This is a genomic window from Bacteroides sp. BFG-637, assembly GCF_024793605.1.
GTDB lineage: Bacteria > Bacteroidota > Bacteroidia > Bacteroidales > Bacteroidaceae > Bacteroides > Bacteroides vicugnae.
Map to the genome: position 1 here is coordinate 5,639,394 of NZ_JANUPD010000002.1, position 11,477 is coordinate 5,650,870.

Consider the following 11,477-nt stretch of genomic DNA (forward strand, 5'->3'; position numbering starts at 1 on the left):
TTCTCGTTTTTTCTTGAAAAAAACTTTTCTCAAAACGCTTGCAGGTTTACAAAAAACAACTACCTTTGCACCCGCAATCGAGAGAGATGCAGATTAATAAATTGAAATTCTGGTGCGTTAGTTCAGTTGGTTAGAATACATGCCTGTCACGCATGGGGTCACGGGTTCGAGTCCCGTACGCACCGCTTCTTTCATTAAGAAGCAAAGAGAATAGAAATGAGTTAATCCAATTAAAATTTGGTGCGTTAGTTCAGTTGGTTAGAATACATGCCTGTCACGCATGGGGTCACGGGTTCGAGTCCCGTACGCACCGCAAAGGAGAATGAGTAAAATCATTCTCCTTTTTTGTTGATAATAAATGCTTATCCTGTTCCAAGTTCTATATAACAAAGAAAAGAGATTCTCAACGACCTACCTGCCGTTGCTGTTCTGCATTATATCGGTCTCCTATAACAGGAATAGCTGCAACGGCATCCTCCAATTCTTTCCACTCCTCGGGCGAAAGAGCCAAAGACAATGTGTATAGGTTTTCCTCGAGATGTGACAGTTTCGTCGTTCCGGGAATGGGTACGATCCAAGGTGCTTTCTGCAACAGCCAGCCGAGTGCTACTTGCGCCGAGGTCATGCCTCGCGTGCGGCCGAAAGCTTGTAGAACATTCACGATACGGGTATTCATCCGCATCGCTTCCGGCTGAAAACGTGGCAAGGTCTGGCGGTTATCATTGTTCGGATCAAAAACCGTGTATTCATTGATACAACCACCTAGAAAACCGCGATTTAACGGACTATATGGAACAAACCCGATACCCAATTCCCGACAGGTGTCGAGCACTCCGTTTTCTTCCACCAAACGATGCATCAAATGATATTCACTTTGAATCGCTGTGAGCGGACATACAGCATGAGCCTTGCGAATACTCTCGGCACTCACTTCACACATTCCCCAACGCTGCACCTTCCCTTCTTTCATCAGGTCGGCAATAGTCGATGCTACCTCTTCCACCGGAGTATCCGGATCAGCGCGGTGCTGGTAAAACATGGGAAGTGAATCGAGTCGGAGACGACGGAGTGACTCTTCACAATAACGACGGATGGTTTCCGGGCGGCTGTTCTGACGCCCCGTGGCTTTTCCGTTAATTACCTCATGTCCGAATTTAGTTGTTACGTTAATCCGGCCTTTAAATTCGGATAATGCTTCCCCGGCCAGTTCTTCATTCGTTAGCGGTCCATAGATTATAGCGGTGTCGAAAAGCGTAATGCCACGATTTACCGCTTCATGCAACAAGCGGATGCACTGTTTCTTGTCCGGATGTTGACTGCGGTTGTAAGTCATCCCCATCACACCGAAACCGAGTGCCGATACTTCGAAAGCCGCCTTGCCTGTACCCAATACCCGATGCTCTCTAATACGTGCAGACTCATTGTCAGTACGAGATGTTTCGGGTTGCTTCGTTTCAGATGCAAAAACCTTATCCAATCCAGTTGGCACAGCTAATGCTGCTCCCGCCAGTGCCGTCGCCTTGAGAAATCCGCGACGGCTAATATTCATTTTATTGTTCTCTTCCATAAATTTACGTTTTTACATTACTCCTTTCGCCCACTCTCCGGCTTGCTTAACGCTTCCGTTCAACAACTGCCCTTCTCCCCATGTAATTTTTGGATAAAGTTTCTTGAGTTGTTTTACACTATTAGTTATCGAGCTTCCTCCGGAAGTAGCGAATGGAATAACGGTTTTACCGGAGAAATCATATTTCTCAAGGAATGTATTGACCGGACGCGGACATAAATTCCACCATATCGGATAACCAAGGAATACCACGTCGTAATCTTTCAGATCAAGCGCTTCTCCACCCAATTCCGGACGTGAATTTTCAGTCGTCATTTCAATTGAGCTACGGCTACTCTTATTGTTCCAGTCGAGATCTGCTGAGGTATAGGCCGTAACGGGAGTTATCCGGTAAAGTTTGCCGCCAATCGTTTTTGCAATGGCATCGGCAACTTTTTCTGTAGTTCCAGTACAAGAAAAATAGGCAACCAGGATTTTCTTATCGGACTGTACATTAGTATCCGCTGTCTGATTCTGCGCTTTTGATGAGCAGCTAAAGCAAAGGAGACTCATAAATATGAATATAATCTGTTTCATTTTATTTTGATTTTAAATATTTCTTATCACTAATTAGTTTAGACATTATCACGATGGAGTAACACCACAGGCTTCTCATTCTTCTATTACTTTGATAAAATGTGCAGGAACACCACCCACAACCGTATTCGCTTCCACATCTTTTGTCACTACAGCTCCGGCACCAACAACAGCATTATCACCGATAGTCACTCCCTGAAGAATCGTCGCGTTAGAACCTATCCATACATTCTTACCGAGTACGATAGGTGCAGGATAAGTCGTTTTACGGTCTTGCGGAGCCAACCCGTGATTAAGTGTAGCAAAAACCACATTATGCCCGATTTGACAACCGTCACCAATAGTCACACCACCATGATCCTGAAAATGACAGCAGGCATTCATAAACACCCCCTCACCAACGGTAATATTCTTACCAAAATCCGTATAAAACGGTGGAAAGACCCGGAGCGAAGATGGCACCTGATAACCGAATAACCCGGAGAGTAATCGGCGCACTTCGTCCGGTGTGTGATATGCCGTATTCAGTTGGAAGGTGATACGTCTTGCCTCATTACTCATATCATCCATCAAACGATGTATTTCTTCTGTATTAAGCGCCTTGCGCGTCTTTACATATTCCTTAAATTCCTCGGTAGTCATAGTATTTCCTTTCAAAAGATAAAACAGGATTAGCAGAAATCATCATTTCGTCTGTTCGAGTTTGTTATACTCGTCATCTGTAACCGGTTCAAGCCACTCATTGGAGGTGTTTTCACCGGAAATTTCAAAAGCCAGATGAGCAAACCAACTGTCGGCAGCAGCCCCGTGCCAGTGTTTCACATTAGCAGGAATATGGATAACCGTACCAGGCAGAATCTCTACCGCCGGTTTACCTTCTTCCTGATACCATCCTCGACCGGCTACACCGATAAGCATCTGTCCGCCACCTTTCGTTGCACGGTGAATATGCCAGTTATTGCGGCAACGTGGTTCAAAAGTAACGTTAGAGATATTCACCTGCTCGCGCGAAACCGGAGCAAGATAACTGTTACCAATAAAATACTGTGCATAGGCTGTATTGGGTTCGCCAATAGGGAAAATCATCTCACGCTGGAAAGCTGTTTTGGCATCCTCACCAACAATATCTTCAGACCATACTCCTTTTGCCAAATTGAACGCTGCCCACGCCTTCGGCCAACCTGCATAGAAACCTATATGAGTGATAATCTCTGCGATCTCCGTGCGGGTGATGCCGTTCTTCTTCGCCGACTGAAGATGATAAACGAGCGAATTGTCCGTGATTCCCATACTGATAAGGGAGGTAATGGTTACTAAACTGCGGTCACGCAGACCGAGTTTGTCAGTGCGGCTCCAAACTTCTCCAAAGAGAACATCGTCATTGAGTTCCGCAAACTTGGGGGCAAACGTTCCTAACTGGTCACGTCCTGCCGTCTGTACTATCTTTTCTTGTGCCATAACATTGAGTGTTAAAATACTAAATACTGAAAATAAAAGGAGTTTGTTCATAATCATTTCGTTTATTGAATGAAGTTATTAATGCAATTTGCGGGGTTAAGCGGCATTTGGTCAGAGAGTACGAGAGTCTTAACCATGTGCAGCGTTCCTTGCTTGTACTTTTGAAAATGCTCCGATGCAATATGAGATTTATAAGCCTCCTGACTCACGTAAGTTTCAAGAATAGTTATCCTGCCGGGATTCTCTTTTTCGCTGACGGCATACATAGTCAGCACTCCCGGTTCAGTACGCAAGGAGACTTCACCCACTTCGGTCGCATATTTCATATATTCTTCAAGATACTCCGGATAAACCTCGATTTTCGATAGCCGTACAATACCGTCAGCCGCCATAGGTAATTTGGCACACATTCCGGGCTGTTGTTTTGTATCCTTTTTCCCTGTCATACAGCATGATAACATAACGAATAAAGACAAAACACTTAGAATTATTTTTCTCATCACCTTCTATCTTTTCATTGTTAAACTTCTGATTGCAAATTTACTGCGATAAAACGAGCGGGCTTGTATATGATTTACTGATATTTGTACCCAAATCCTCGATTCTGTAATAAAGCCATCTATAATTCAAATAAAATGAATTATATTTGCGATAAAGAATATAAAAGAAAGGATTATGGAAGAGGTTATTAAACTTGATGAGGTAGATAAATACAACAAACTTTTCGGACTCGAAACACGACACCCATTGGTAAGTGTTGTCGATCTGTCGAAAGCAACGCAGTGGCCGGAACATTTCAAGATCAACTACGGTGTATATGCTCTTTTTCTGAAAGATACTTATTGCGGAAATATCATGTATGGCCGTCAGAACTATGACTATCAGGACGGCACGATTGTCAGTTTTGCTCCGGGTCAGGTAACGGAAACCAAGATGGTTAAAAATGTCCAGCCAAATGCTCACGGCATCCTGTTTCACCCCGACCTGATTCGTGGCACGGCACTCGGTCAGGAGATCAAGAACTATTCTTTCTTTTCCTACGAAACCCGTGAAGCATTACACCTTTCAGAGGAAGAACGGGAGACCGTGATGGATTGTCTGCATAAGATTGAAATAGAACTGAAACACAACATAGACAAGCACAGCCGCCGATTAATTTGTGCCAATATCGGACTACTGCTCGATTATTGCATGCGTTTCTACGAACGGCAGTTCACAACACGCGAAGAAGTGAACAAAGACATCATTGTCCGTTTCGAACGGTTGCTGGATGAGTATTTCGACAACGAGACTCCGCTACGAGAGGGATTACCTACTGTTAAATACTTTGCCGACAAAGTATTTCTATCAGCAAACTATTTCGGAGATATGATTAGCAAACAGACGGGACAGACCGCCTCGGAATATATCCAGAATAAACTGATCGAACGCGCCAAAGAAGCTTTGCTGGCAACAGATAAGACTACAAGTGAAATTGCTTACGGACTAGGATTCCAATATCCGCAACATCTAAGCCGGATGTTCAAACGGATTACGGGTTGTACCCCCAATGAATTCCGCTCACAGAATTAGTCTTTATATAAAAAGGCAAGAATAAAATATGCTACGATTTAAAACGTAATCATAAATGATGACCCTAAAGTAAGCATATTCATATACTCACCACTGTTCCTACTATGCGACGGAAGCAAATCATAGTCGAGAAAAAAACGGATTCCATAATATTCCTTTGCTTTGAACGTCAAGGAAACCCCACTTCCCATGCAGAAACCATTTCTTGCAGAAACCGACCGGTCAGTTAATTCCAATTGTGGATAATGCACGTATCCACCCAGAAGTTTACTGCCTATCAGCCATCGTGAAGACAACGGATATGAAAAATAGCTTCCTCCGCAAAGCGATATCGCATCAAATGTGTTATTTTCTGCCTGTTCTTCATTGACAATAATCAAAGTATTGGAAACAGTGAATCGCCCTCCCACGCCTACATACGGATTAAAGAAACAGGCCCCCTCCACACCGGCCGAACTGCCTGATGAAGTACGAAACTCCATTTGTTCGTCGATATCATAACTGCTCAACGGGATATTCAATCCAAGATACAAACTGACAAATGAAGGCCTATCCATTCTGTCGAACCTATCTTCACCTGCAAACCTATTGATTCCTTTTTCCCTGAATATCAGATCTGCAAAATAATACCCCACTTCCGTCGACAATATTCCGATTCCTGCCCCCGTCAGCACATCACTTAACCAATGCTTGTTGTTTGCCATCCGCATAAGACCGGTTGCAGTAGCCACACTATATGCCCCGACACCTACCCATGGACTTTTATGTCCGTATTCCTTGGTAAACATGGTAGCAGTCATAAATGCCGTAGCCGTATGTCCGGATGGAAAAGAATGTTTGTTTGAGCCATCCGGACGTTCGACGTTTGTCGTTTGCTTTAAAGTATTTACCACACCACCCATCAGCAGTGCGGAAAAAGTGTCGGAAACGAGCATTCTACCCCATGAGCTGCGACTTTGCACTCCGGCTGCTTTCATACCAAGCATCACTGCAGCAGGGGCATATTGCATATAATCATCCAAATGACGATTGAAACGGGGCAGATAGTCGTTACGTAAACCTCGAAAATGATCGTCCTCATTTTTTACAATCAAGCCACCAACCATTAACGGAATGCCGATATACATCATCTGATAGAAACGGGAAGATGAGAATTTATCAAGCCTTCTACTAAAATTGGTTGTTGTAGAGATACGCAAACTATCTCTTCTTTCCGCCATAACATTATCTGCCAAATTTTGAGCAGATAAGAAAGAAAAGCTACAAATGCCAACAATACATATTACAATCATTTTCATTACTCTGTCCATTTATGCCCTGTTCCATGCACATTACCATATCACTCTTTGTTGCTACAAAATTAATTATTTATCAACGGCTCGTTCTCTCTTTTTATAAATTAACAATATTATACTTGGCAATACCAACAGAAGTAATAGCAGAACATACATTCCATTTGAAAACAGTGAAGCCTACATGTCAGACATGACACGTCCGATAAAAGCCAAACTTACAGAATATCTCAAACTCGAAGCCCCCTACAAAATAAAATTTGGAATCATTTTATTGCCCCCCTCTCGGATGCAGAAAAGAAAGCAATATCTGAAATTGACGACGAGATGCTTTCTTATGATTAAAGATAGCAGACACCCGAAGCCGACTATTTCCTAATTCTCTATACTTCATAATACTTATCCTATTTGTATCTATTGTTATTTTATTATTCCAATTTCTTTCAACCAACCTTTTGCTCCACTTGTACTACCTGTAGAGCCAAAACCTTTCAAATGTTCTGAATCCGGAGTAAGTTCTACTATTTTAGCCAAAGTTTCATCTCGGTAAGTGGCTGCATAAGTACAGAATGGTACAATGATTTTTCCCTTCAAATTGTATTCTTTACTTTCCAGAAATGACCATATCGCCATTGGAGCTGTATGCCACCACACCGGACAGCCTACAAAAACAATATCATAATCATCCATATTCTTAACAACATCTTTTAATGGAGGACGAATACCTTTCTCCAATTCCTCTTTCGCCACCTCCGTACAAGGAGTATAATCCGTTGGATAAGGTGTAACGGTTTCAATAGAAAACAAATCGCCACCTGTAAGTGAAGCAATCTCCTCCGCCAAACGTTTTGTAGTACCTCCCCAGCTGAAGTAAGCAACAAGGATTTTCTTTCCACTCACCTGGGTGACCGGTTCATCACTTTGGGCACATGAGTAAGAACTCAATGCCGCTAAACACATCATCATAATCAATACTAATTTTCTCATCTTCAATTTCATTTTAGTTATTACCTTTCGATGATGCAAAGTTACCGGAATATAGAAAGTAACACAATAGACAAATTACTGATATTATAACCATTTTTACTAAGCACACGATATTGCAAATCAGCACACTAACACAAATTACAGAATATCAAACACAAATTACCTTTTATGACATATCCCGTATGGCATTCTCATTGAAAACCTTTATTTTTGTTGTGAAACAAAAGAATATGAATATGGAGAATATAATTAAACTGGAAACTATCCAGGAATATAACAGACTTCTAGGTGCAGAAACCCTACATCCTCTGGTTAGTGTAACCGATTTCTCTACGCTCCAATCCCTCAAGCACTGTCGAAAGAATTTCGGCTTTTATTGTGTATTCTATAAAGAACTTGATTGCGGTGTGCTTCAATATGGCCGTAACAAATACGATTACGAAGATGGTACGTTAGTTTTCATTTCTCCGGGACAAATAGCCGGTGTGAATGATGGCGGTGAGACTATAAATCCCAAAGGTCTTGTGCTTATGTTTCACCCCGATTTGTTATATGGTACTCCCCTTGCCCGCAGAATGAAAGACTATACTTTTTTCTCTTATGAATCTAATGAAGCTCTTCACATGTCTGACCGGGAACGCCGGATCATCTTGAACTGTTTTCATGAAATACGGGAAGAATTGGAAAATGCAATCGACAAGCATACCAAACAAATTGTGACTTCCAATATAGAGACCCTGCTCAATCATTGCGTGCGTTTTTACGAACGCCAGTTCGTCACTCGTGAAGTAGTCAACCATGATTTACTAACCGAATTCGAACAGATACTTCAGCAATATTTCAATTCGGACAAACCCTCCGAGATCGGTTTGCCCTCCGTACAATACTGTGCAGAACAAATGCACCTTTCTCCCAATTATTTTGGAGATCTGGTAAAAAAGGAAACCGGAAAGTCCGCACAGGAATATATCCAACTGGCCATAATGGAAAAAGTAAAAGAACTATTGATTGATAGTAACAAAACAATCAGTGAAATAGCATACGAACTCGGTTTTAAATATCCCCATCATTTAAGCAGGATATTTAAGAAAGTCATAGGAACTACTCCCAATGAGTACCGTGCACAAGCCGGATAAAAATCAGTTGTTAGAAGCAAAATTCTTCTGTTTTTAAAACCGATAAGATACTTTTCGCATCAGACTCTTGACAAATGACTTTTTATGTTGTATCTTTGAGAAAAGAAAAAGTATAAAAAGCATGAAATTAGATAGAAATAATCATACATAAATCATAAACAACCCGGTATTTTACAATACCGACTCCTATATGATATGGGGCAATAGTCGAATGATTATTGCCCCATTTTGTTTATAATTCAGCTTAAAATCTCTCGTCTAATTCTAAAACTGCTATCAAATAGTTTATAATAAACTCGAATACCGTTTTACTAAAACTATCAAGAAGTTTATTATAAACAGAATCCGGGTTTATTAAAAACCATGTTTGCTTTTGTCAAAAATAGAGTAAGCAATAATTTTAGCATTCACTACGAAAAAATTTCGGAACAGCTCTACAGGTAATATAAATACACAATAATTCATTTACTTCTTTATTTACACAATCGTTTTCCTCCTCCACATCCCATCTTTCTATTTTTCCAATTCGCTAATTAAATCCAAAACGTTGAATACGACTCACGGCATCTACCATATTTTACATACATTTGCGTCTGACACAGATGTCAAACATTGGGTTTAATTTAAGATGTTTGGTATATGAATGCATATAAAGTGGGGTTAGACATAAGCTCTACTGCCGCTAAGATAAAAATATAAGAGTGTTTACTCGGATTCCTTTATCAAATAAAGGAAGCAAAATATCATCAACCAGTGGCAGAACTTATTATGTTATGAGGAATAGTATAGGACATTATTCGACCACAAAATCTTCCGATTTAAAATTACTATAGAAACGTCCTGAAACAGCAGTAAACTTCAATACACAGTAATCGGGATCCGTCACTCCCTCCGGATAGTACATGGTATCTCCCTCCTGCCAGATCATCTCTTTACTGGCATTGTCCGTCAAGACCTCCATCGCGCCGCGTAGCATAACACCTCTAAAAAATCTCGTATCACAGAAGTAGATACATGCATGGTTATTCTCCCGGTATTGCGCCACACGCATGGACGAAGTGTTTGTTGTCAGATAAATCGTTTTTATGCCCTCTCTTTTTCTAGGTTGCAGCATTGCTTTGATGGTAGGAAATCCTTCACCGTCTACCGAACCGATAAAAGCTGTTTTCAGCTTATCAATCATGTTGCCTACTGTTTTTTCCGCGTCTCTCATCATTTTACTTTTTTATTATTGGTTTATTATCTGATGCGAAAGTAGAGAAATACCAGAAAAGTAATGCAATAAAAAGAAAGGTAGAAATAGCACTTTTTACGGTTTGTGTGCTTTACGATACAATAATGGAGTTTCTCCCGTATGCTGCCGGAAACTACGGATAAAATAAGAAACTGTTGAAAAACAGAGTTCAAATGCAATATCAGCTATAGGAAAGTCCGTATAAACAAGCAGCCTTTTAGCCTCTTCCATCACCTTGTTCCGGATATATTGTTTTGCACTGAACCCCATGGTCGAGGTTATCATCTCATTCAGATAATTAGGAGTAATACAGAGCTTATCTGCATAATATTGAACCGAATGTTGCTCTTTTGCATGTGTAGCAACCAAATTCATGAATTTGCTTACATGATTATTGGAAACTTCCCTGTTTCTGCCCTCTTCCATCGAAGTCTTTTTAAGATAAGCACGATCCAACAACATCAGGACTTCATAAAGCAATGCTCTCAAAACGTGTACATCGTCCTGTTGATACGAATCAATCTCCATCTTTATATCATGCAAGGTTTCAAGTATGCGTGTATAAAGTTCATCAGACAAATGTAGTCGCGATGAAAAACTTTCTATCTGAAAAAACGAAAGATGCCGTACAAACAAAGAATCTTTAAAGAGGGAAGACAAAAACTCTTCTTCGAAAATCAGAGCATACCCATTGATGATATGATGAGTATCCCAGTTCCGGATTTCCCCCGGTTTAGAGAAAAGAACGTCACATGGAATTGCTTCATAGGTTTGGTTATCGACTGAAAAAGCTCCCTTACCTTCTGTTATGAAAGTAATATCATAATAATTTAGAGTGTGGACAGTACTTTTAGCCAGGAACTTCTTCACATACTTCAGTTCTACTACATCGACCAAAAGTTCACTCCCATACTTATGCTTATAAAAAGTATATCGAGGTATTGAGTTTTTCATTCAGAATACAAAAATAGTATTCCTTACCAAATAATCCAAAGACTTTCCAAAATCGATTCGATTGAATAAGCCATGAGCCATCTGATAAGGAATACATAGAAAAAATATGTCTAGGTTATATTTCCTATTTAGAACCTCCGGCCAGATACCCCAAACTGGTTACATCTGCCCCCAAGTAATGATTAATGTGCTTCAATGGCACCCTGTACAGAATATCCGGGATTTCCGCCAATAAAGAGAGATACCTTTCCCTTACTGTCAGTTTGCGGACACTCATATTCTCTTCCTCTTTAAAATAAAACTGATACTCCATCAGTTGACGGACCAGATTCGCAAATGAAATTGAAGATGCACACAACTCTTCAATCTCTTCTTCGCTGATGTAATAAGCAGCACATTTCGTCAGTGTCTTGATAGAATACAGACTTGAATTATAGCATAACACAGCATCACCCGCAGAGAAAAACCGGCTGGTTCTCTCCTCTCCTTCATGAGTGGTATATGTATGCAGAATACCGGAAACAATAATGTACAAGCTCTGCTCTGGCATTGTGGCAGAAGCAATCGTTTCTCCTTTATCCAGATACACCATTTCCATTCGAGCCAACAGCTCTTTCACTTCTCTTTCATCCACCTGATACTCAAAACAGAGTTTCTTCAAATAAGCTTCCATACAAAATAGATTTTAGTTAATATATGTC

General features: G+C 40.7%; 11 protein-coding genes, 2 tRNA genes and 1 pseudogene. 4 read left to right on the forward strand and 10 right to left on the reverse strand.

The genetic code is table 11. The features are described 5' to 3' along the window. The first annotated feature begins 111 nt into the window (after window positions 1–111). Window positions 112–185 (forward strand) — tRNA-Asp (locus NXX38_RS22230). 54 nt (window positions 186–239) lie between these two features. Next, a tRNA-Asp gene (locus NXX38_RS22235) sits at window positions 240–313 on the forward strand. Between the two features lie 90 nt (window positions 314–403). Here the strand turns inward: NXX38_RS22235 and NXX38_RS22240 are convergent. The 5 genes and pseudogenes from NXX38_RS22240 to NXX38_RS22260 form a co-directional block, all read right to left on the reverse strand. Then, on the reverse strand, window positions 404–1,567 hold the full coding sequence (locus NXX38_RS22240; RefSeq protein WP_234133867.1) for an aldo/keto reductase: 1,164 nt from the start codon (window positions 1,565–1,567) through the stop codon (window positions 404–406). 12 nt (window positions 1,568–1,579) lie between these two features. Beyond that, complete coding sequence (locus NXX38_RS22245; RefSeq protein WP_234133868.1) at window positions 1,580–2,143, reverse strand: flavodoxin; 564 nt, start codon at window positions 2,141–2,143, stop codon at window positions 1,580–1,582. A 75-nt stretch (window positions 2,144–2,218) separates the two neighbouring features. Next, window positions 2,219–2,785, reverse strand: coding sequence for a sugar O-acetyltransferase (locus NXX38_RS22250; RefSeq protein ID WP_148364952.1), 567 nt, complete (start codon window positions 2,783–2,785; stop codon window positions 2,219–2,221). Window positions 2,786–2,827: 42 nt separating this feature from the next. Further along, window positions 2,828–3,652 carry a carboxymuconolactone decarboxylase family protein gene (locus tag NXX38_RS22255; RefSeq protein ID WP_195650359.1) on the reverse strand — a complete coding sequence of 275 codons (825 nt, stop codon included), beginning with the start codon at window positions 3,650–3,652 and terminating at the stop codon, window positions 2,828–2,830. Window positions 3,653–3,663: 11 nt separating this feature from the next. Further along, window positions 3,664–4,023 (reverse strand): annotated as a pseudogene (locus NXX38_RS22260) (putative quinol monooxygenase); the annotation flags it as partial. 253 nt (window positions 4,024–4,276) lie between these two features. Here NXX38_RS22260 and NXX38_RS22265 point away from each other — a divergent pair. Further along, the gene (locus NXX38_RS22265; protein ID WP_148364949.1) at window positions 4,277–5,173 is read left to right on the forward strand and encodes an AraC family transcriptional regulator; all 897 of its coding nucleotides are present in this window, start codon (window positions 4,277–4,279) and stop codon (window positions 5,171–5,173) included. A gap of 38 nt (window positions 5,174–5,211) precedes the next feature. Here the strand turns inward: NXX38_RS22265 and NXX38_RS22270 are convergent, their stop codons facing one another. Continuing rightward, entirely contained in the window at window positions 5,212–6,471 is a 1,260-nt protein-coding gene (locus tag NXX38_RS22270; protein ID WP_234133869.1) for a phosphatase PAP2 family protein, read from the reverse strand. A 414-nt stretch (window positions 6,472–6,885) separates the two neighbouring features. Further along, window positions 6,886–7,452 (reverse strand): flavodoxin, encoded by a 567-nt coding sequence (locus tag NXX38_RS22275; RefSeq protein ID WP_195359450.1) that lies wholly within the window; start codon window positions 7,450–7,452, stop codon window positions 6,886–6,888. A gap of 236 nt (window positions 7,453–7,688) precedes the next feature. On the opposite strand from NXX38_RS22275, the gene NXX38_RS22280 reads away from it, so the two are divergent. Beyond that, complete coding sequence (locus NXX38_RS22280; protein ID WP_234133870.1) at window positions 7,689–8,588, forward strand: AraC family transcriptional regulator; 900 nt, start codon at window positions 7,689–7,691, stop codon at window positions 8,586–8,588. A gap of 793 nt (window positions 8,589–9,381) precedes the next feature. Here NXX38_RS22280 and NXX38_RS22285 read toward each other — a convergent pair. From NXX38_RS22285 to NXX38_RS22295, 3 genes are all read right to left on the reverse strand, one after another. Next, on the reverse strand, window positions 9,382–9,804 hold the full coding sequence (locus NXX38_RS22285) for a pyridoxamine 5'-phosphate oxidase family protein (RefSeq protein WP_234133871.1): 423 nt from the start codon (window positions 9,802–9,804) through the stop codon (window positions 9,382–9,384). 93 nt (window positions 9,805–9,897) lie between these two features. Next, entirely contained in the window at window positions 9,898–10,776 is an 879-nt protein-coding gene (locus NXX38_RS22290; RefSeq protein WP_148364945.1) for an AraC family transcriptional regulator, read from the reverse strand. A gap of 124 nt (window positions 10,777–10,900) precedes the next feature. After that, window positions 10,901–11,449 (reverse strand): Crp/Fnr family transcriptional regulator, encoded by a 549-nt coding sequence (locus tag NXX38_RS22295; RefSeq protein WP_148364944.1) that lies wholly within the window; start codon window positions 11,447–11,449, stop codon window positions 10,901–10,903. Window positions 11,450–11,477: the final 28 nt, after the last annotated feature.